This is a genomic window from Bacillus cereus group sp. BfR-BA-01441, from assembly GCF_022663075.1.
GTDB classification, from domain to species: Bacteria; Bacillota; Bacilli; order Bacillales; family Bacillaceae_G; genus Bacillus_A; species Bacillus_A cereus.
The window spans coordinates 1-20,909 of sequence record NZ_JAKUEU010000067.1; the positions used below are offsets into that span (position 1 = coordinate 1).

Genomic DNA, 20,909 nt, shown 5'->3' on the forward strand with positions numbered 1-20,909 from the left:
TATCGCGGTACCACCCTAGTTGTGAAAAAATCTTCACCACTTTATTTGATAACGGTATAAACTACCGTCTTTCATTTCCTCAAAATATGAGATTTATGAAAGATGCTCCAGGACGAACTTCACGAATAATCTATATACTGATTCACACCAACCATCAGCTCTCTGAAATAGGGAGATATTCACTACTATACCCTTTCATTGCCCAAATATTATTTTCCGAATTGATTACTATCATTTTTATCACACATTAAAAATAGTGTCAACTTATATTTCGAATTTTTATGTATTACAATCTATTTAAAAATTCGAAATATAAGTTTTAGTTTAGAAAACAAGTAGCTTAGTACATAACGAATTCTAACAGGCAATAGAAAAAGAATTACGTATTATTGATACTTATTCAATAATACAAATCATCTAGAAACATAACCTGTCTCTCTGTATTCATTTTTTAAGAGTTTGATGGATACCAAGAAAATTTCGCATCACTATCCAGTGGTCTATTTTTCGTTTCTTCTTTAATTACACGAAACCATTCATTTAGAATTTGAGTTTTGGGCAATTGAGCAGCAAGGCTATCTTCCCAAATTACATGTGAGAACCAGGCTTTCGTTTCCCATTCAAACTGCAATTGTGCGAACGAAATTATAGGGTGATCAGCTCCACGAAATTGCTCATTTACTGCATTTGAAACTTCTGGAGCTTGCGGTAACAACTCGTTCTGAATTCTATTTCTTATCGTCTCATTTTCTAGCTGATCCCAGAAATACAATTGCCCATTTATTTGATAAAAAATATCAAATGAAGCCTCACCTTTCTTCAAATTCAATAACACGAAGGCACGTTCCACATCATTGTCAGCCGCTTTTACAGCATTAACAATTATATTTTGTGCCATTGATACCCAGTAACTAGTCGCTTCCTCTACCGGTGATTCAACATACAATTCTTCACTTAATTCATGAAGAGTAGCTTCTTGCTCATTTACTTTTTCAACTTTTTTAAAAAACCTATTAAAAAACCCCATAACTTCCCCCTTATTACTATTTTCTATTTCACAAAATAAAAAATAGATTTTTCTTGCTCATCCACATTTACTCCTGGCGCGTATGTATGAACTTGTTGCAACACTTCTTCTATTAGCAACTCTAACTCCTGCACACTTTTTTCTGGATTCCCTATTAATGTGTCCGCCATACGTTCATATAATTTTTCAGGTTTAATAGTCATTCGTTCCACATTATTAGGCATCCATTTAAACGCTGGATGATGTACGTACATTTTATTCAAACCAAATAAAACACCGAATATGTTCCTTTGTACTTCGCAAATAACGTCATAAAGCATAAGCCAATCTTTCCGTTTTAAAAGCGCCTTTCGATTGTGCCAACGATTACTTAACCATAGATTTTCTGAAATCATCCGTTTTGCTAGTTCATCTGGATATGCCGCTACTTTTTCTTTTAATTCATTCACTTTCCCTTCTCCATACAAACTAACACCATCATGAATGGATGATACAATACATTGTTTTTCATAACTTATATCATATTGATCCACCACATCCGAAATCACTTTCTCTACTGTCTCTGTTAAAAAGTTACTAATCTCTAATTTAATTCCCTCTTTCGTTAAATACGTTTCCGACCATTCTTCTTCCTCATACGGATGATACGATAATATTGTCCCATCAATATGATGAATAGGGGCCCTACGCTCCTCATCTTCTGGCGGTGTTGACCATAAAATATGTAATTCTATATCTGAATGTTCATCTTCAAGCTTTCTAGCTACTGAACCCGCTAAAATAATAGCTTCTACTTTCGGATTTTTCCTATAAATCTCTGAAATCTCTATCGCTTTCTCTTTTAATCCCATTTCATTTCCCCCTAAAATTGCAGTAATCCCCTATATTTCATTTATCTATTTCGATATTACAGCTTGCATTACCTTTTCAAATTCCTACTTAATCATATTTCTATCCAATAGCGCTGAATAACTTCACCAGTACGAGAAGAAACTACTTCATTTTCTAACACACCTCCAACCTTTTGAATCGTTTTAGCAGAACCGATATTGGATTTATCGCAAGTTATTAATACTTTCTGCAATCCTAATTTTTGCGCTTCAGCTAATGCAAGTTGTAGTTGTTTCGTAGCGTAACCGTGGCGACGTTTATTCGGATGGACACTATATCCAATATGACCGCTTTCCCGTAATAATTCTGGATTTAATCTATGTCTAATATTCACAAAACCTATAAGTTCCCCTTTTTCAAAACTTAAAAACTGACTAGATGGCACTCGATTAGCTAGTAAATTTTCTCCTAGTTCTTGTTTACTCACTTTTTCAAACCATTCATCAAGAGAATCAAAGTTTTGTAAAGAACTACTTCCATGTGGTTGTTCCCCTGAGTGTAAAAACGCTTGTCTATACGCCGTAATATGCTCACTATATTCATGGATTGGTTTTAATAGTTTCATTGTTCTTCTCCCCCTCTTCATTCCATAAAACAAACACCTTAATAGCAGCTATTCACTATTAAGGTGTTTCTATCCTTTTTATTCAAATAACCCCATGCTTAAATAACGTTCACCTGTATCAGGCGCAATACATAAAACTTTTTTACCAACGCCTAGGCGTTTCGCTATCATGATTGCAGCGTAAACAGATGCTCCAGAAGATGGCCCAACTAATAATCCTTCTTGTCTAGCTAAGTTTCTCATTGTCGTTAAAGCCTCTTCATCTGCAATTTGAATAATTTCGTTATACACTTCTGTATTTAAGTTTTTCGGAATAAATCCTGGGCTTGTTCCTACTAGTTTATGAGGACCTGGTACACCACCGGATAAAACGGGAGATCCTTTCGGTTCCACTACTGCAATATATAAGTTTGGCAATTTCTCTTTTAACGTTTCACCAGTCCCTGTAATCGTTCCGCCTGTTCCTGCCGTTGCAACAAAAGCATCAAGCTCTCCATCCATTTGTTCGTAAATTTCAAGTGCAGTCGTATAACGGTGAATATTCGGATTAGCTGGATTTTCAAATTGTTGCGGGATAAAACTATTCGGTATTTGTTTTTGCAGTTCTAACGCCTTCGCAATTGCTCCTGGCATTCTTTGTTCTGCTGGTGTTAAAACTACTTCTGCTCCGTATGCTTTCAATAAATTAATACGCTCTTTTGACATATTATCTGGCATAATTAAAATCGCTTTATACCCTTTAGCTGCTGCATTCATCGCTAAACCAATCCCTGTATTCCCGCTTGTCGGTTCAATAATTGTATCTCCTGGTTTGATGAGACCATTTTCTTCTGCAACGTGAAGTAAATTATAAGCAGCACGGTCTTTCACACTGCGCGATGGATTAAACATTTCTAGTTTCACATACACATCTGCTGCGTCTTCCGGAATAAATTTAGATAATCGGACGACAGGTGTATCTCCTATTAATTCCGTAACGTTTTCACACAATTTCATAGCGCATCCCCTATTCTATCGTTTTCTTATCACTTGGCAGTAACCATGAAGTGAGTCCAATTAATGGTAGACAACTACATAATAGCATAATAAATTGCAGGCTATATATATCTGCTAATTTCCCAAGAACTACAGCACCTAATGCTCCAAGTCCAAATGCAAGACCTACGATTAATCCTGACACCATTCCCACTTTTCCAGGCACAAGCTCTTGTGCATATACAACAATTACACTAAAACTACTTGAACTAATAAAACCGATACATAAAAATAACGGTACGACCCACACAAGTGAGACATGTGGTAATAACAGTGCAAGTGGCGCTGAACCTAACATTGAAAATACGATGATATTTTTCTTACCAAATCGATCTGCTAACGGTCCTCCGAAGAAAGTGCCTAACACACCAGCAATCATAAATGCGAATACGAAATACTGGGCATTTTTTATAGATAAACCGTAATGCTCTATTAAGTAAAATTGATAGAAATTCCCGATACCAGCACCGTACCAAGAGCGTACAAAAGTAAGAAAAACAAGAAGTATAATAACGAATTTAATGTGTGTACTTACAATTGCATTCTCCGCCTCAAGTGCAGCCCTCTTCTTCCTTCTTACAGCACCGGTTGCTAATTCATTTTTGTACCAATTCGATACGAAAATTAATAATGCAATTCCTACTGCTGCAAATGCTGTAAAACCTAATGAACCAATTTGACCGAGTGGAACGAAAATTAGCGCTGTAAAAATAGGAGCTAGAGAATTCCCCGTGTTTCCCCCAACTTGATAAATCGCTTGCGCTAACCCTCGTTTTGCACCTGCCGCCATATACGCAACACGAGCGCCTTCTGGATGAAAGACTGCGGAACCTAAACCAATAAATAAAACAGAAATAATAACAATAATAAAGTTTGGTGCAAACGCGAGTCCAATCATTCCAAGCATACTTGAAAACATGCCGAGTGGTAATAAAAATGGTGACGGCTTCTTATCTGAATACATACCAAACACCGGTTGCATAATCGATGACGTCATATTTAATGCAAACGCAATCCACCCTACTTGCATATAGGATAAATTCATCGTTTTTTCCAAAATAGGAAACAACGCCGGCACAACTGCTTGCATCGAATCATTTAAAAAATGCCCAAAGCTAATCGCAAATAAAATTCGATATATTGTCGGTGTTTCTACAGTTTTTTTGTGTGAAACTGCCTGCATATGTGAATCTCCCCTTTCTGTACAAAATATATATTTATTACAGTAGGTGTAATAAATTCTGACTTTTGAAACATTTCTATTCTATACTGCTTTCATTTCTTTTTCCAGAAATATAACTTAACTCCCGTCATTGGCTTGCATCCTTGTAACTTTCAGCGGTAAAACAGTACAAAAAAAAGACAACCCAATCACATACTGGGTTGCCTCTTACATTAAATTGCAAAATGCTTATACTTCTCGTAATCACTCGTCTTACATTCTATTTGTAATTTGGTACCTTCGTTTTCGTAACTCGTAGATAAAACGTGTGCATGATTATTGAAATACGAAACTACCTGTCCTTGATCATATGGAATTAACATTTCACACTTCGTATATTCTTTATAGATGTGTGAGCGAATCATTTCTACAAGTTCTTCAATTCCAACATGTTTCTTCGCTGATAAATAAACGCGATCTTCTTGCACTTTCGGAATTTCAACATCTACCATATCTGATTTATTATAAGCATAGATCGTTGGAATATTTTCTACTCCAATTTTCTTTAACGTTTCATTTGTAATATCAATTAATTGTTCATAATTTGGATTTGCGTAATCTACAACGTGAATAAGTAGGTCTGCTTCCGCTACTTCTTCTAACGTTGAACGGAACGCCTTCACAAGATGATGTGGTAATTTACTTACAAATCCAACTGTATCTGTTAATAAAAATGATTTATTATCTGGCAAATCAATATTTCGTACAGATGTTTCTAACGTCGCGAATAACATATCTTTTTCAAATACTTGTTTTTCTTCTGTACCATTATAAATTTCAAGCATTGCATTCATCGTCGTTGACTTTCCTGCATTCGTATAACCTACTAATGCTACAACAGGTATTTCATTTTTCTTACGCTGCTTTCGTTGCGTTTGACGCTGGGCAACGAGCGCTTCTAAATCTTTATTCAAAACTGAAATTTGTTCTTCAATTTTACGACGGTCTAACTCTAACTTCTTTTCACCGACACCTTTATTTTTCGTACCAACGCCGCCGCTTTGTCTCCCTAACGATTCACGAAGACCGATTAAACGAGGCATCATGTACTGAAGGTGTGCTACTTCTACTTGTAGCTGTGCTTCTTTCGTTTTCGCACGTTGCGCAAAAATATCTAAAATTAAAATGGTACGATCAATTACCTTACAATCTAAATCCTCTTCTAAATTTCGAATTTGTGAAGGAGATAATTCATCATTAAAGATAACCATATTCGCATCTATTTCTTGTACATACGCTGCAACTTCTTCAATCTTTCCTTTTCCGATATAATGCGATGGATTTACTCGTTGTAAATTTTGCGTTACTTGCCCAATTACCTCTACATCACAAGCTTCCGCAAGATTTGTTAACTCTTCCATCGAATATGCAAAATCATCTTCATTACCTACATTTACTCCAACTAAAACTGCTCTTTGTAATACTTCTTCCATATATTTATTCCTCCATTTCGATTACGTAAAATAAAAAACACAGGTCGCTGCCTGTGTTTTCGTAAACGGATAAGGGTTCACCAAAGAAATAGAAGAAAGCTATGCTTTCATCCTATTTTATAGTCAAAAAGTCCCAAGATTGTATACGTATCCACAGTAAGTGTTCACTTATACAATCCCATTCTATTTATAAAGGCAAAACAAAAAGAGGGCGTATTCGTCCCTCCCTCTTTTTCACATATAAGCTTAATAAAGGGTTCCTTTAAAATAGGCAGACCAATCCCGTTCACTCTGTACACAGACAGAGCCTTTGAGCGCTATTCAATTATTGGCACAAAGTATTGAGACGTAATCTGATTAAGATCAAAGGAAGCCCCTCCGTTCATTTTAAGTTACATAAAGTGTAGCATAAGTAATTCGCTTTCACAAGTTTTAACAACCTATATCACACGAAAGAAAATCTTTATATTTTTACTTTAATCGTCATTTTTTGCGAGTTTTTCTCACAATAAAAATAACAAAAACAATCATCAATAACAAACCAATGGAAATAATAGCAACTTGCCGCCAATTTAAACCGCTCACCATCTCACCTTTTAAATCCACTTTCTTCGTCGGAACAGACTCTTTTGCAATTTGACTTAAAGCCGCTTTGTCCGCCCCTGCCTCATCCAATCTCTTCGTTCCACTACAACTATTTGTGTGTAATTGTTTTTCTGATCCTCTTTGAGTAGAAAATACTAAGTACTCTCCTCCTTCTACAAAGCGAAACATACAATCACCACCCTTTGTATATACGATAATTTGCGAAGAAGTTGTCCCTTTCCAAATTTTCTTCACTTCAAATAACACTTCAGTTCCAACCCCTGCTTTCCTTCCAACCTCAATTACTTTTCCCTCAAACACTACATCGTTTTTTTGAAATGCATCTTCTGTTGATACTTTAATACAATCACAAGCATAAGATTTCTCTGGAAAAATAATAAGAATAAAGCTACAAATGATAACGACAGGAAACATGTGTAAAATCCTTTTCAAGGAGCTCAACTCCCTTCATTATCAATTTTAGAAACTTCTCGTATATTATTTTTACAGCACTCGCCAAATTCCTTCATAGTAAGTTAAGTATTATCGTTTTAATACAACAAAAATCTTTATTGACATTTTTATAACCTAATATTAGTATCAGGTTATAAAAATAAAAATCAGGAGATGTTCCTATGCATTCTAAATCTCGTATTACTGCAATTGGTACTTATGTTCCAGATCAAATATTGTCTAATAACGATTTAGAAAAGATGGTCCATACGAATGATGAATGGATTGTACAAAGAACAGGAATGAAGGAAAGAAGAATCGCTAGCGAAGAAGAATATTCCTCAAACTTAGCCATTAAAGCAATTAAAAATTTATGTACAACATATAAGAAAAACTTAGAAGATGTCGACTGTATCATTGTCGCTACTACTACTGCTGATTACGTTTTCCCTAGTGTTGCTTGCCAAATACAACAATACTTCAACATACCTCATACACTAGCTTTTGATTTAAATGCAACTTGTGCTGGTTTTACATATGGACTACACGTCGGTAATAGCTTAATCACTTCTGGATCACATGAAAAAGTACTTGTCGTAGCGACAGAGACATTATCTAAAGTTACTGATTATACCGATAGAACGACCTGTATTTTATTCGGTGATGGTGCTGGAGCTATTTTATTAGAAAGAGATGAAGACACCCCAAGCTTTATCGCTGCTCACATGGGAACAAACGGTGATGGTGGCATTCATCTATATAGAACAAACTTATCTACTACTATGAATGGCACACCACTGCAAACAAATGAAAAAATCGTTCAAAATGGAAGAGAAGTATATAAATGGGCAACACGTACAGTGCCAAAAGGCATAAAAGATTTAATACATACCGCAAATATGCAAGTAGATGATATAGACTGGTTCATACCCCACAGCGCTAACTTACGAATGATTGAATCTATTTGTGAAAAATCTCAAATTCCAATACAAAAAACATTAACGAGCGTGGAATATATGGGGAATACCTCTTCAGTCACCATTCCACTCGCTCTAGATTTAGCTATAAAAGAAGGGAAGTTAAATAATGGAGACACACTTTTACTATACGGATTCGGTGGTGGTCTTACACATTTAGGGCTTATTGTAGAGTGGAATTTAATTTAAGTGTACAAAAAGAGGCTCTAGTCAGTAACTAGAACCTCTTTTTCATTTAATTTCTTGCCCCTTTTCGAGACCATATCACAACAGGAATAAGTAATAACGCTAACACGCCTCCAGCCAATGACAATGCCGCATAACTTGAATTCGCTACTACCATACCTGACATCGCGCCACCAGAAGCTCCAGCTAGCGCGATAAAAACATCTATTTTCCCTTGTGTTTTAGCACGTGTAGACGGTGTTGTGGAATCAACGATTTGTGCTGTACCACTAATCAATCCGAGGTTCCATCCTAGCCCAAGTAAAGACAGAGCAACGATTAATAGTAATAAAGAATCACTTGGTGCTATCGCAGCTATGACACCCGCTGCAAGTAAAATCACTCCACCAGCTATGCTCATTGTAGTTCGGCCAATTTTATCAATTAACATTCCTGTAACGAGAGATGGAAGATACATTGCACCTACATGAAAACCTATCACAAGTCCTACTGCACTTAAACCGTGACCGTGGTGTCCCATATGAACTGGCGTCATCGTCATAATCGCAACCATCACGATTTGCGTAAGTATCATTACGATTGCTCCAACTGTAATACCTCGTTTATTTTCTTTCGCTTCGTCTGTTATTGGTTGTCCTTTATATGTATGTTCCTGTTTATATCTTTCTATTATATTAGCAATAATTAACGGATCTGGACGAAGCATAACAAAAAGAACTAGACCCGCCAGTATAAATGCTGCTGCCGATAGTATGAACGGACCTGCAAGTTTAGGAACTCCAATTGAATGCGCAAAACTACCCATTACTCCTACTAAATTTGGTCCTGCAACTGCACCAAAAGTCGTCATTACCATCGTAATACTAACAGCCGTTGCTCTCTGCTTCTTATCCGCTAAATCTGTACCTGCATAACGAGCTTGTAGATTCGTAGCTGTACCAGCACCATATATGAGTAAAGAAATAAGTAAAAGAATAATGCTATTCATTAAAGCTGCCATTACAACACCAATTGCTCCAAATCCGCCTACTATAAACCCTGTTGCAAGACCTATCCGGCGTCCATATCGTTGCGAAAGCTTCCCTACTATGAAAGCTGCTACTGCCGATCCCAATGTAAACATAGCAGTCGGTAATCCAGCAAATGCATCTGTTCCAAGCATTTGCTGCGCAAGAAGTGCACCTACTGTAATACCAGCAGCTAGTCCTGCACCGCCAAACATTTGTGAAATGCTGACGATTATTAACGTTCGTTTGTATAGTTTTTGTTGCTCTTCTTCTGTGTATACATGATTATCTATTAAAGCCCCTGCCTTATCTAGCAATTCCCCATCCTCCTTTTAAAATTAATCCCTCTTGTTAATGTACTATGTATAACGTTACATATTCAATGGCATTTTCCATTCATCCCTTTCATTCTAAAAAACTTTCTAATCAAACTCGACTTATCCCATGCTATATTAAAAATACTACTATTCACAATATGCAAGGAGAAAACAATGAAAAAACAGGCTAATAGCAGCCTGTTTTTCTTTACGCATCTTCTACTAATCTTCCCCTTCTCTTTTTACTTAAAGCTTTTCCTTCCCAAAACAACAAACTTACGAAAGCACAAATTAAAATAATTGGCACACTTGCTTTATATAAATCTGTAAAACTCATAGCCATCTGATTCTTGGCATAATGATTCACATCATTCGAGAATGTGAGTACCTCTTTCTTTATACTTTCCTCTTGTTTTTCAACTTCTTTTGTCACTTGCCTCGTAACTTCTTCTCTTTTTACATCTCTATATTCTACTGGAACTTTTCTTAATATTTCATCCGTCTTGTCGTGAATCAATTCTTCCTTTTTCGCTTTACTTAATCCCATTGTCATTGCATTTTGTTTCTTATTTATATTCGACTCTAAACTTTGATTCTCTATTTTTTCTTTAGTCATTTGTAAAATTTCAGTTTGCTCAGTACTATTCACATGAATATTCCGCACCTTTTCTTCTGCATAACGATATACTTTTTCTTTATTTACAGTTAATTTATGAGTTAAGTTAGAGACAAATATTGCGACCGCCAATACAATTCCAACTTGTCGTAACATTGATACAACACTTTGAGAAGCAGTTAATAATTCTCCTTCAAACGAAGACGCACTTAAAACTGTAATTGGCCCCACTACTAAGCCATATCCAACACCTAATATCATACATGGAATAATAATTTCTATATTTATTGAATGAACATCAATCATTTGCAACCAATAGTAGGATAGCCCCATAACAAGAAACCCTGACAAAATAATAGTTACTTTTCCGAGTTTTTTAATTAAAGTTGCTGCAACTGGTGAGACAAAAAATATCATCGCTGAAATAGGTGTCACTAAAAAAGCCGCTTCAATTTCCGTTCGACCTTGTAGTTTCGTCAAGAACGTTGGAAGCAATACAGTAACTCCAATTAAAAATAAATTACTCAATATAACAACGATTGACGCTCCGACAAACATTCGATTTTGAAATAACTTTAAATTCACCATTGGGTTATGAATCTTTCGTTCTACTAAAATAAATAGAATAAGAGAAATAGTGCTAATTGCATAACAATACAAAGCAATATTACTTTGCCATCCCCATGTATTACCTTTTACTAATATGAGAGTAAATGAAAAAATTGCTGTGCTACTTAATAGTAGTCCTATCCAATCTATTTTTGAGATAATACGTTCTTCATTTTTTATTTGTAGCATGATGCAACATAACACGATTCCTATTATACAAACCGGAACATTAACGAAGAACACCCATCTCCATCCTAAATTTTGCGTAATAATTCCACCTATTACTGGCCCCATAGCAGCTGACAATCCTTGTGTTACTCCTAAAATTGCAAGCGCAACATGCCTTTTAGCTAACGGCATAGCTGATACACCAATTACCATACTTGTTGGAAATAAAATTGCTGCCCCAATACTTTGTATAAAACGAGAAAAAATAAGAAAATCACCTGTATTAGCAAAAGCACAAAGTACCGATCCACCACCAAAAATCACCAGACCAAAAATATACATCTTTGCTTTTCCAAAGATATCAGCTATCCGCCCTAACGGAATGGCAAGCACTGCAATCGTCATTGTATAAACATTTAATACCCAGGACATCTTTTCTAATGAAGTATTTACACTCGATTGTATTGCTGGTAAAGCTATATTCATAATTGTCGTATCAATCATACAAAGAAAGATACCTAAACACATTAAAAAGACAATCTTAATACCCTTTGATTGCTCCATCTTTATTTACCCCTTTATTTATTGTGAATGCGTTTTTCATTCTTCTGTTTTATTGTTTTCTTTCGCCTCTAACTCTTCTAATTTTCTCTTCAAAGTCTCCACTTGTGCACTATACGATGCAATACCTACATCTAGTGAAATTTCTTCAACGAAAGTAATACCTACTCTCCACTTTTCATATTTCAATCGAAGATCTGCAATGTACGCTTCTTTTCTTTCAATTTCATCTTTAATCCATTTTTTTATTGTCACATCATCACTATAGTTGCCAAAATACATTCTCATTAAAAAATCCGAACGTAAAACATCCTTCTCTATAGGCGTCCGCATGTATTGATAAAACTCTTCACGTCCTTCATCCGTAATAAAGTACATTTTCTTATTCGGCTTCCCCTCTTGCATGACAACCTCTTTTTTTATTTTCCCTTCATTCTCCAATTGTCGTAACGTTGGATAAATCATTCCAAAACTTCCATCAAAAAAATGAGTAAATACGTCTTCAAACACAATTTTAATATCGTAACCAGACAATCCCTTTTCCATTAATAAACCTAAAACAACATCTCTTCCCTTCAAAGTAAAACCCCCACATAGTATATAATCAATAATCATATTAACATTGTTAATATGATTATTGATTATATACCTTATTCTGTTAATTGTAAAATGTTTCTAAATAAAAAAGCCCCATAATTTGGTTTCACCAATTCACAGGACCATTTTCTTTTTTACTCTTTCACACCTACATCTTGCAAAACTTCAATATCCTCTTTCATTTCATAATAATAAGAAGGCAATTCTATACCATGTTCTAAGAAATAATCCTCAATGAATGAAATAATGATTTTTAACGTTTTCACACGGGCATACAATTTATCGTTACTTTCAATAATATGCCACTTCGCATTTGGCTTACTTGTTTTTTCAAACATGTCTTCCATTGCTTCAACATACTCATCCCATTTTTCACGATTACGCCAATCTTCGTCTGTAATTTTCCATCTTTTCAAAGGATTTTTCTCTCTATCTTTAAATCTCTTTAACTGTTCCTCTTTACTTATATGGTAGAAGAACTTCCCTATTATGTAATGGTCATCTGTTAGTAGTTTTTCAAAATCATTAATCTCATCATATGCTCTCATCCACTCTTCCTTTGTAGCAAATCCTTCAACACGCTCAACTAACACACGACCGTACCATGAGCGATCAAAAATGGTGATTTGCCCGTACTGTGGAATTTTGCGCCAGAAACGTTGCAAATAATGGTAACGTTTTTCATGAGGTACAGGCGCTCCAATTGGATTTACTTGGAACCCACGCGGGTCAAGATGTTCCGTCACCCGCTTAATTGCCCCACCTTTACCAGCCGCATCCCATCCTTCCATAACAAGCATAACCGCGATTTTTTCTTCTTTCAAAATTTGCTGTAATGTTAATAAGCGCCTTTGATATTTTTCGAGTTTCTTGTTGTACTTAGATTTTGATTCAATTTTTTTCGTTAAGTCTACTTTAGCAAGATGTCCATTTTCCATAAAACAAATCCCCCTTGTTGTATGACAATGTTATTTTAACATATTTTTGGTAATTTTTTCATATCCTAAAAAAACTGTGTAGAAACATCTCTACACAGCTTCCTTCTCTAATTTCACATATATAAGCACATTTAACTACATTAAAATAAATAATTTATACTGAACTCTTAGTATATTCTTTTTATTAAAACGTAAAAATAGCCCTTTTAAAAAGGGCAGCAATCTAAGTATAGAAAAACAAATTTATTCTTTTTTACTACATACGTAATTATGCCAGCTATAAGAGTATTGAATAAGATATTGATTCACTACTCTTATAGCAACTTTACATTATATGGTATATTTACTCGTAAAAAGAAGATAATAACAAGTAAATCCATTAAAGAATGGGAGCACTCAAAAAATGAAACGAAAAATATTAACTCTCTTTACACTTTTATGCTTAGCACTACCAATACAAGCTAGTGCTTACACATTTCAGTCACTACCGATTGCGTCAAAGTCTAAACAATGGTATGTCGAAATCGATAAATCTCATAACTCAAACAAGCAAGCAATCCAGCCAAAGCAAGGTGTATTTGATACGTATAGTTTACTCGTAAAAAACATCGGTCATGATGTATCAAACGTATCTGTGGAAATACTTGATAACAACCCTACCTCTAAAGCTACCTTTAAACCTACTACACCTAATGAAAATATTTCTAAAAGTCATACAAGCTTTGACTACATGGTATTCCCATTAGACTTTAATAGTCATAATTTTAAAGTTGTGATCACTTGGGAAGAAAAGAATTTCTCTTATAACGGCCATCCGGTAAATGAAGGTAAAAAAATGAAAGAAACATTTGTATTTAATGAAGACTAAGTCCTAATTTCTTTAGGGCTTAGTCTTCTTTTTTGAAACCTACTTGTATCGCTTCCGTCACTTCTTTTGTGATTTCTATTTTTGTTGCTTCCATACTAATTTTTTTGTGCTAAATGTGTATGGAAGGCTTTTCATTACAAAGATGTTTTATTAATACTAGTTGATTATATGCTAAGTTATTTTCTATATAGGTCTAGCCCTCTTTTCCCATATAATCAATTAAATCGACGAATACTCGGTACAGACAATGCTATTCCAATTGTTAAAATTACTAAACTAGCTAGTGTTATAATAGTTATCTCGCCACCTATGACAGTAGCTAACCAGCCTACAACTACGTATCCTAATGGCAATAAAGCAAAAGAACCCAACATATCAAGGCTTGCCACTCTTCCGAATGCTTCTTCTGGTACAAGCTCCTGTAAACTCGTTTCCCAAATGAGTCCAAATATCATCATGCCAAATCCTTCAATTGCCATTAAGAATATTAAAGCGGGTGCCCAAGAAATGAATGGCATAATTAATAAAGCAATGCCACTCATTAAAACACCTCCATAAGCCAGTAATCCTCTCTTATGCCACAGCTCTTTCCCACCAAATATTAATGCGGCAATTACAGCCCCACCACCAGAAAAGGCCATGCCAAGTCCATACACGTAAGCTTCAAAATGATGATGAACATTAAATAACCATGGAATTAATACGACGATAATACCGGCATAACAAATATTTATAAAAGAAAAAACTAAAATTGTAATCCACAGCCACGGATGACTTTTTAAAACTAAAACACCTTCCATAAACTCTTGTTTGTAATTAAGCTTACTCTTTTCAATGGGTTTTACTTTTTTAAACTTAATTTCTTTTAAAAATAATAAACATAAAAATGATAATAAGTACGTTGCTGCATCTAGTCCGAAACCTATCCCTGCAGATGCAACCGATACGATTAACCCACCAAGTGCTGGCCCAATTAATCGTATACCTTGATTACTCATTTGAGTGAGTGCGTTAGCTGCATTACGAATTTCAGGGACGAATACTTTCGCCCTTACAGCAGAATATGCTGGTTGGAATATCCCTTCCATAAGTCCGTATATGGCAACGAGAATATATAAAATCGTAATTGTTAATAAATCCATAAATATAAGCGATGCAAGTAATAGCATTAATATACAGCGGATTATATCCGTAAATAACATTAACCTAACCCGATCAATTCGGTCTACAATTAAACCCGCAAACGGTAAAGCAAGAATATTAGGTAGCATGTACATTGCCATCGTCATCCCCATTACAACTGTTGAACCAGTTAATGAATACACAACAACTGGAAGTATGACCATAGTTATCGAACTACCTAAGGCCGAGAGTAATTGTCCAATCCATAAAAACTTAAAGTGCGTTGATACTTTAACTGGTAATAATAATTTTCCAATATAACCTAAACTTTTCTCCTTTTGTATTTCTCCTTGCATGTCTCTCCCCTCTTTTCGAATGACTATAGAATTTATAATATATAACTGAAAATTTATAACATTCCATTTCTAATTATATAAGAAACAATTATGTTATGGTAAAATTATCAAAAAAATATAAAGGAGAATACATCATTATGCCTCCAAATTCACATAACATCGAACATCAGATCTATACAATGTGTATGATCCAACGTAACAATGAAATTTTACTCATAAAACGCCCCAGCCATCGAGGTTTCCCTGGCTACATCGCTCCTGGCGGCAAAGTAGATTTCCCCGAAAGTATCGTTCAAGCCGCTATAAGAGAAGTAAAAGAAGAAACTGGATTACTTGTTTCCAATTTAACTTTTAAAGGATTAGATGAATATGTCAATCCGAAAGGTAATGTTCGATATATGGTATTTAACTATTGGACAGACTCATTTGAAGGTGAACTTCTTTTGAATCCTCCTGAGGGTGAATTATTATGGATACCAATCAATACAGCACTAAAGCTACCTATGCAAACTTGGTTTAAAGAAAGATTCCCATTATTTTTTGAAACAGGCACTTTTGAAATTCAACGTGTTTGGGATAATGAGCTAAATAAACAAATTTCTATGACAATTACCCATACATAAAAAAGCTTGGAAACCCATCCAAGCCTTTCTTACTTCTGTGCAATTTTTTCAATCTTATAATGAATATGTAAAAATTCAAGTCCAAATAGCCACATGCTATGATGAGCTGTTAACATTTTATCCTTACCCTCTGTAATGATGAAAGTCTCTGCTAACGGTAAACGGATTGTTAAGAACCGAGTATGTAAATAAATCCCCTCATCTCCCTGGCCATTTTCTCTTAACTTACTAGTAATGATTAAATCATGATTATCATTATATAGTTTCAAAATACCAGTCATATTCGAATAAGGTAAAGGTAAGGCGATATTCATATATGTCTCATTCTTATTTGTATGCTTTGAATAAAGAGCTACAAAAATAGATTCACCTGCTTCATTTTTCCTTATCCAAGCCCTTACATTCTCTCTTCCATCTTTCTCATCTATTACACTAATGATAGAGCCATGCATCGTTTCCCAATTGCCGCCCATCCCTAAATGTATTTGTCCTACATGCTTGCTCATTTTCTCATAACAAAATGCAAATAGGCGGAACCAACGAGCCCATTTAATATTTGATTGCAACTCATACTCTGTTGTATTTTCATAAAAACGAATAATACTTAAAGGTACCTTCGTCACGTCAAATGACTCACTATGAAAATCAGTTATTTGATCAACTAAACCGTTGTATTCCTTACTGCCTACTAAATTGCCGCTATATAAAAAAGCCTCACCAATTGCCACACTTCCTCTTAATTTACTCATTGGTTTCCCATAGTATTTATAATTTGGAACACTCTTTTCGATCATCCAGCCGACAAATGCCGGTAACGCTACTCCAATTCCGTTGACAATACCGTGAATCCAAACCATTTGAGCAATTGTAATCGTCATTACATGCTTCAAATTTCCGTATGAATATATAAGTGAGAACATAATTGTAACCATGAGTGTACTAGACGAAACGATTAAAAGAATCTTTGCACTGATAGCATTAAATTTTGCTCTCCAAACGTAAAATCCATATCCATAAATGGCACATAAATATAGGAGCACTGCAAAAAATTCAAATATTCTCGAGTATGTAATTCCTATTGCAACTGTCATAGGTGAAATCATGATGATAAACATAATAGCATCATATACTTTACTTCTCTTTTCTCTTTTTCTCCCTATTAAACCAGCTGATAATGGCAATAGAAACGCCGAATAATGAAAATGCGCTGCTGTGAGTAAAACAATGTCAGAGCTAAAATGCATAATTGAAAGTTTTGCCACTGAAGCAAAAAACCAAAAACCACCTAAAAACAAATAAATAAACGCACTATCTATGGCGATTTCTTCTAACGGCTTCCATCCTCTTTCTAGCAATCTACTTACACCAAATAACGCAACAATTCCTGTATATACAAACCAAACTAGCGCAAATACATTGTAATTTGTGACGAAAGCTAGCATTGCACAAATTGCTGCGATTGGATATAAAAACGATACGAATTTATAAAATAATAAATACGATCCATCTCTTTTTCTTTTATCAATAATACAAAGTGACATTGGTATAAATAATAAAACAGACAATAATATAATTGCTTCAACAGGATTTATATTCGACCACTCATATATTAGAAAAACAACATAACAAGCAAGCCCAAATATTATATTTTTCATATCGTTTATTTCCTTTCCACAAATGTTCCCTTATATGAAAAAAGCGAGCCAATTAACGGGTTTCGTACTTGTACATGAATTCGAAAACACTGTAGTGTTGCATCATAACTTTCAACAATTTTTGCTTCACCATACAAAAATTTTGGTAACGGCATTTTTCTTCCAAACATATAAAACCATTGTTTCTTTGAAGAAATATGCATTGCCCCTAACTCATCGATATGAAAATGCAGTGTAGAAACGAGTAAATGTGGTTCGCCAAAATAATCTACAATTTCATTTTCGTTTCCATCCAATTGCATAACTGCATTAAAATATCTTTTCTTATTTCACCTATTGATTCCCCTTCTCCAGCTATTTCAAACCCAAATCCAATCTTTGTTTTATACAAAAACTTCTGTGGTTCTCCTTCTTTTTTCTCTAAATACGAAATTTCAGTAAAGCGAGCATCCCACTCTGTATGTATAGCTGGTTCTTGCGTATATTCCCATAATTTTCCCATCGTCGTGTTCATTTTTGTCGCAACATAAATAGGCTGTTTCCTTTTCATTCTCCCACCTCCTATGCACTATAAGTTTAATGTACATGCAATGAATTTATTTTGCTACATTTTTCACAAACTTCCTCAGAAAAAAGAAAGAATTTTTAAAATATATATAAAACACTTGATTCCCCGAAAAATTTAAATTATTATAAAACAAATGTTACCAACAACTTCATAAATCAAACACTCTCGCCTAAAACGTGAGATAGAGGTTGCGATACTTATGAGTATTCTAATGGAGACACAGAGATGTCTATGAACTTAGATGAAAGGAAGTATTGCCGAAATTGATAAGTTTCTCTGCATTTATCAATTGGGGCTGTTTTCGAATAGAAACAGAACTGTCATATGTACAGACGTGTACGTATGAAGAGCTATCTACAAAAAAGAGATATCATTTTTTATGATATTCCTTTTTTGGCGGTTTTTTTATTAGCTCCGTTTTCTGTTTCCCTTTTCCTGTAACAGCACCATCCTCACTTATTTGAGATGGTGTTTTTTGTTTGTCTTTCTGGTAACTACAGGAGTATTGGGATTTATATATTTCCTAATCTATTCTTAAAAATAGACGAAAGAAGGAATCTGTAATGGAAACAATTGTTCAAAAATTCGGTGGCACTTCTGTCGGAAGCGTCGAACGCATTCAACATGTAGCAAATTTAATTATTGAAGAATATGAACGAGGTCATAGCATTGTCTCTGTCGTTTCAGCAATGGGAAAAAGCACAGATGAACTTGTCGCACTCGCTAACGCTATCACAGAAAATCCAAGTAAACGTGAAATGGATATGCTTCTATCTACAGGAGAACAAGTAACTATTTCATTATTAACAATGGCACTGCAAGCAAAAGGCTATCATGCAATTTCATTAACAGGGTGGCAAGCTGGTATTACGACAGAATCTGTACATAGTAGTGCACGGATTACTGACATTCATACAGATCGTATTCAATCTTATCTTGCTGAAGGTACGATTGTTATTGTAGCTGGTTTCCAAGGAGTCAGTGAAGATTTTGAAATTACAACGCTTGGACGAGGCGGTTCTGATACAACTGCTGTCGCATTAGCTGCTGCACTAAACGCAAAAAAATGTGATATTTACACAGATGTGACCGGCGTATATACGACGGATCCACGAGTTGTAAAAGATGCTTATAAATTAGATGAAATTTCTTATGACGAAATGTTAGAACTTGCAAACCTCGGTGCTGGCGTATTACACCCGCGTGCTGTTGAGTTTGCTAAAAATCATAACGTAGTTTTAGAAGTTCGCTCAAGTATGGAACAAGAAAACGGAACAATTGTAAAAGGAGAATGTAACATGGAACAACAATCAATCGTTAAAGGTATTGCATTTGAAGATAATATTACACGCATCACAGTGAAAGGATTAGAACAAGGTTCACTTTCAACTGTTTTCTCTACATTAGCAGCGGCACATATTAATGTAGATATCATCATTCAAAGTATTACAAATGAAGGAACTGTTCATCTCTCCTTCTCCATTCACTCGAATGATTTAAGAGAAACATTAGAAGTATTGGAACAAAATCAAGAAACTCTTCACTACGAATCTGTAGAACATGAAAATCACTTAGCAAAAGTATCAATCGTAGGATCTGGCATGGTATCTAACCCAGGTGTCGCTGCAAATATGTTCACTACTTTAAAAGAAGAAGATATTCATATTAAAATGGTAAGTACATCAGAAATTAAAGTGTCTGTCGTTATTGACCGCCTTCATTTAGTAACAGGCGTTGAGGCGCTGCATCAATCATTTATGGCGAAAATTGAGCCTTTCGTGCAAATGAGCTAATTTGATATGTTTAGTAACGCTTATAAAAAAACATATTAATCTACTTCCTTCCTATTAAATAAAAAGCTATTCGTTAACAAGATGCTATATGATATATTAAAAAACACCTTGTCACATTTTCCTATACTGTGACAAGGTGTTTTTGACTGAAAGGAATTTGTAACTACTTAGTAGTATAATTATGAGGATAATTAAATAATAAACTTTTATACATAAGGAGATAAGACTATGGCAAAAAACAAATTACTACGAATGGACAATGTCAGCATCGTTGTAGAATCCCTTGATAACGCAATCTCTTTCTTTGAGGAGATTGGCTTGAATCTCGAAGGTCGAGCCAATGTCGAAGGTGAATGGGCTGGTCGCGTAACTGGACTCGGTTCTCAGTGCGTAGAGATTGCTATGATGGTCACTCCAGATGGCCACAGCCGAATTGAACTTTCGCGATTTCTCACCCCTCCTACTATAGCAGATCACCGAACAGCTCCTGTAAACGCCCTCGGTTATCTACGCGTCATGTTCACTGTCGAGGATATTGACGAAATGGTATCGAGACTCACTAAGCATGGTGCAGAGCTCGTTGGCGAAGTAGTTCAGTACGAGAACTCGTATCGTCTCTGCTACATTCGTGGAGTCGAAGGAATTTTAATCGGTTTAGCAGAAGAACTCGGTAATAAATAAGTAATGTTTTATAAAAAAGAGGGAATAGCTCTATATTTAAGCTATTCCCTTACTTC

18 protein-coding genes, 2 pseudogenes, 1 riboswitch and 1 other annotated feature are annotated in these 20,909 nt (G+C 35.1%); of the genes and pseudogenes, 5 read left to right on the forward strand and 15 right to left on the reverse strand.

Features of this window, described 5'->3' with window-relative positions; all coding sequences use genetic code 11:
* Positions 1-208: a binding site (T-box leader), on the reverse strand. This feature is flagged as partial in the annotation.
* 243 nt (positions 209-451) lie between these two features.
* The 7 genes from MR107_RS22380 to MR107_RS22410 all read right to left on the reverse strand — a co-directional run bounded on the left by MR107_RS22380 (position 452) and on the right by MR107_RS22410 (position 7,193).
* Positions 452-1,027 carry a hypothetical protein gene (locus MR107_RS22380; protein WP_000505546.1) on the reverse strand — a complete coding sequence of 192 codons (576 nt, stop codon included), beginning with the start codon at positions 1,025-1,027 and terminating at the stop codon, positions 452-454.
* A gap of 23 nt (positions 1,028-1,050) precedes the next feature.
* Positions 1,051-1,878, reverse strand: coding sequence for a DUF4037 domain-containing protein (locus MR107_RS22385; protein WP_088346761.1), 828 nt, complete (start codon positions 1,876-1,878; stop codon positions 1,051-1,053).
* 92 nt (positions 1,879-1,970) lie between these two features.
* Positions 1,971-2,483 carry a GNAT family N-acetyltransferase gene (locus MR107_RS22390; protein WP_000771270.1) on the reverse strand — a complete coding sequence of 171 codons (513 nt, stop codon included), beginning with the start codon at positions 2,481-2,483 and terminating at the stop codon, positions 1,971-1,973.
* Between the two features lie 78 nt (positions 2,484-2,561).
* Positions 2,562-3,479, reverse strand: a complete 918-nt coding sequence (gene cysK / locus MR107_RS22395; protein ID WP_000762273.1) for a cysteine synthase A — start codon at positions 3,477-3,479, stop codon at positions 2,562-2,564.
* Positions 3,480-3,489: 10 nt separating this feature from the next.
* Complete coding sequence (locus MR107_RS22400; protein ID WP_001149398.1) at positions 3,490-4,701, reverse strand: MFS transporter; 1,212 nt, start codon at positions 4,699-4,701, stop codon at positions 3,490-3,492.
* 212 nt (positions 4,702-4,913) lie between these two features.
* Positions 4,914-6,173, reverse strand: a complete 1,260-nt coding sequence (hflX, locus tag MR107_RS22405) for a GTPase HflX (RefSeq protein ID WP_000393283.1) — start codon at positions 6,171-6,173, stop codon at positions 4,914-4,916.
* 483 nt (positions 6,174-6,656) lie between these two features.
* The gene (locus MR107_RS22410) at positions 6,657-7,193 is read right to left on the reverse strand and encodes a hypothetical protein (protein ID WP_002204811.1); all 537 of its coding nucleotides are present in this window, start codon (positions 7,191-7,193) and stop codon (positions 6,657-6,659) included.
* Between the two features lie 200 nt (positions 7,194-7,393).
* On the opposite strand from MR107_RS22410, the gene MR107_RS22415 reads away from it, so the two are divergent.
* Positions 7,394-8,377, forward strand: coding sequence for a ketoacyl-ACP synthase III (locus MR107_RS22415; RefSeq protein WP_016109752.1), 984 nt, complete (start codon positions 7,394-7,396; stop codon positions 8,375-8,377).
* A 46-nt stretch (positions 8,378-8,423) separates the two neighbouring features.
* Here the strand turns inward: MR107_RS22415 and MR107_RS22420 are convergent, their stop codons facing one another.
* The 4 genes from MR107_RS22420 to MR107_RS22435 form a co-directional block, all read right to left on the reverse strand.
* Positions 8,424-9,698, reverse strand: coding sequence for an MFS transporter (locus tag MR107_RS22420; RefSeq protein WP_098280999.1), 1,275 nt, complete (start codon positions 9,696-9,698; stop codon positions 8,424-8,426).
* 208 nt (positions 9,699-9,906) lie between these two features.
* Entirely contained in the window at positions 9,907-11,655 is a 1,749-nt protein-coding gene (locus tag MR107_RS22425; protein WP_242292727.1) for an MFS transporter, read from the reverse strand.
* Between the two features lie 36 nt (positions 11,656-11,691).
* The gene (locus MR107_RS22430; RefSeq protein ID WP_242292728.1) at positions 11,692-12,231 is read right to left on the reverse strand and encodes a PadR family transcriptional regulator; all 540 of its coding nucleotides are present in this window, start codon (positions 12,229-12,231) and stop codon (positions 11,692-11,694) included.
* Positions 12,232-12,383: 152 nt separating this feature from the next.
* Positions 12,384-13,187 carry a polyphosphate kinase 2 family protein gene (locus MR107_RS22435; RefSeq protein ID WP_088065589.1) on the reverse strand — a complete coding sequence of 268 codons (804 nt, stop codon included), beginning with the start codon at positions 13,185-13,187 and terminating at the stop codon, positions 12,384-12,386.
* Positions 13,188-13,590: 403 nt separating this feature from the next.
* On the opposite strand from MR107_RS22435, the gene MR107_RS22440 reads away from it, so the two are divergent.
* Complete coding sequence (locus MR107_RS22440; protein WP_058839102.1) at positions 13,591-14,055, forward strand: hypothetical protein; 465 nt, start codon at positions 13,591-13,593, stop codon at positions 14,053-14,055.
* 215 nt (positions 14,056-14,270) lie between these two features.
* Here MR107_RS22440 and MR107_RS22445 read toward each other — a convergent pair whose 3' ends face one another.
* Complete coding sequence (locus tag MR107_RS22445; protein WP_001161164.1) at positions 14,271-15,533, reverse strand: MFS transporter; 1,263 nt, start codon at positions 15,531-15,533, stop codon at positions 14,271-14,273.
* A gap of 137 nt (positions 15,534-15,670) precedes the next feature.
* On the opposite strand from MR107_RS22445, the gene MR107_RS22450 reads away from it, so the two are divergent.
* Positions 15,671-16,156: an 8-oxo-dGTP diphosphatase gene (locus tag MR107_RS22450; RefSeq protein WP_001134945.1), complete on the forward strand. Its 486-nt coding sequence runs from the start codon at positions 15,671-15,673 to the stop codon at positions 16,154-16,156.
* A 29-nt stretch (positions 16,157-16,185) separates the two neighbouring features.
* Here the strand turns inward: MR107_RS22450 and MR107_RS22455 are convergent, their stop codons facing one another.
* The 3 genes and pseudogenes from MR107_RS22455 to MR107_RS22465 form a co-directional block, all read right to left on the reverse strand.
* Positions 16,186-17,811 (reverse strand): YndJ family protein, encoded by a 1,626-nt coding sequence (locus tag MR107_RS22455; RefSeq protein ID WP_088344799.1) that lies wholly within the window; start codon positions 17,809-17,811, stop codon positions 16,186-16,188.
* A gap of 5 nt (positions 17,812-17,816) precedes the next feature.
* Positions 17,817-18,140 (reverse strand): annotated as a pseudogene (locus MR107_RS22460) (DUF4166 domain-containing protein); the annotation flags it as partial.
* A pseudogene (locus MR107_RS22465) lies at positions 18,083-18,361 on the reverse strand (hypothetical protein); the annotation flags it as partial. The pseudogenes MR107_RS22460 and MR107_RS22465, both read right to left, overlap by 58 nt.
* 192 nt (positions 18,362-18,553) lie before the next feature.
* A riboswitch (Lysine riboswitch) is annotated at positions 18,554-18,740 on the forward strand.
* Positions 18,741-18,942: 202 nt separating this feature from the next.
* Here MR107_RS22465 and MR107_RS22470 point away from each other — a divergent pair.
* Positions 18,943-20,172 (forward strand): aspartate kinase, encoded by a 1,230-nt coding sequence (locus MR107_RS22470; protein ID WP_000448039.1) that lies wholly within the window; start codon positions 18,943-18,945, stop codon positions 20,170-20,172.
* Positions 20,173-20,400: 228 nt separating this feature from the next.
* On the forward strand, positions 20,401-20,853 hold the full coding sequence (locus MR107_RS22475) for a VOC family protein (RefSeq protein WP_001107259.1): 453 nt from the start codon (positions 20,401-20,403) through the stop codon (positions 20,851-20,853).
* Positions 20,854-20,909: the final 56 nt, after the last annotated feature.

Coding starts and splice junctions, on each gene's coding strand:
- MR107_RS22380 (WP_000505546.1), bottom strand. CDS start 1,027: ATGGGGTTTTTTAATAGGTTTTTTAAAAAAGTTGAAAAAGTAAATGAG.
- MR107_RS22385 (WP_088346761.1), bottom strand. CDS start 1,878: ATGGGATTAAAAGAGAAAGCGATAGAGATTTCAGAGATTTATAGGAAA.
- MR107_RS22390 (WP_000771270.1), bottom strand. CDS start 2,483: ATGAAACTATTAAAACCAATCCATGAATATAGTGAGCATATTACGGCG.
- cysK (WP_000762273.1), bottom strand. CDS start 3,479: ATGAAATTGTGTGAAAACGTTACGGAATTAATAGGAGATACACCTGTC.
- MR107_RS22400 (WP_001149398.1), bottom strand. CDS start 4,701: ATGCAGGCAGTTTCACACAAAAAAACTGTAGAAACACCGACAATATAT.
- hflX (WP_000393283.1), bottom strand. CDS start 6,173: ATGGAAGAAGTATTACAAAGAGCAGTTTTAGTTGGAGTAAATGTAGGT.
- MR107_RS22410 (WP_002204811.1), bottom strand. CDS start 7,193: ATGTTTCCTGTCGTTATCATTTGTAGCTTTATTCTTATTATTTTTCCA.
- MR107_RS22415 (WP_016109752.1), top strand. CDS start 7,394: ATGCATTCTAAATCTCGTATTACTGCAATTGGTACTTATGTTCCAGAT.
- MR107_RS22425 (WP_242292727.1), bottom strand. CDS start 11,655: ATGGAGCAATCAAAGGGTATTAAGATTGTCTTTTTAATGTGTTTAGGT.
- MR107_RS22435 (WP_088065589.1), bottom strand. CDS start 13,187: ATGGAAAATGGACATCTTGCTAAAGTAGACTTAACGAAAAAAATTGAA.
- MR107_RS22440 (WP_058839102.1), top strand. CDS start 13,591: ATGAAACGAAAAATATTAACTCTCTTTACACTTTTATGCTTAGCACTA.
- MR107_RS22445 (WP_001161164.1), bottom strand. CDS start 15,533: ATGCAAGGAGAAATACAAAAGGAGAAAAGTTTAGGTTATATTGGAAAA.
- MR107_RS22450 (WP_001134945.1), top strand. CDS start 15,671: ATGCCTCCAAATTCACATAACATCGAACATCAGATCTATACAATGTGT.
- MR107_RS22455 (WP_088344799.1), bottom strand. CDS start 17,811: ATGAAAAATATAATATTTGGGCTTGCTTGTTATGTTGTTTTTCTAATA.
- MR107_RS22470 (WP_000448039.1), top strand. CDS start 18,943: ATGGAAACAATTGTTCAAAAATTCGGTGGCACTTCTGTCGGAAGCGTC.
- MR107_RS22475 (WP_001107259.1), top strand. CDS start 20,401: ATGGCAAAAAACAAATTACTACGAATGGACAATGTCAGCATCGTTGTA.